Consider the following 271-nt stretch of genomic DNA (forward strand, 5'->3'; position numbering starts at 1 on the left):
ACCGCACGGCGGCGGCCGTGGCCGCGCAGCAGGCGGCGCAGGCCGCCGCGCGGGCTGCTGCGGCCGCCAATGGCGCCGGCGTGCCGGACGGATTGACACCGGGCGGCCTGTGGGCGGCCGAAGGTGCGCTGGCCAAGTGGGAAGGCGCCAAGACGCCGCAGAAGAGCGTGGCCGATGGCCGGCAAGTCGTGACCATCGAGCAGACGCAGTCGCGTGCCATCCTCAACTGGGAGACGTTCAACGTCGGCCGCGACACCACGCTGCAATTCAA

At 72.3% G+C, this 271-nt stretch carries 1 protein-coding gene; it reads left to right on the forward strand.

Going from position 1 to position 271, the window contains the following annotated elements; all coding sequences use genetic code 11:
* Positions 1-271, forward strand: a 271-nt coding sequence (locus KDH83_RS32315) for a hypothetical protein (RefSeq protein ID WP_212323316.1), incomplete at both ends; no start/stop codon positions are given.

The sequence above is a fragment of the Achromobacter sp. Marseille-Q0513 genome, assembly GCF_018195695.1.
Classification (GTDB): domain Bacteria; phylum Pseudomonadota; class Gammaproteobacteria; order Burkholderiales; family Burkholderiaceae_B; genus Achromobacter.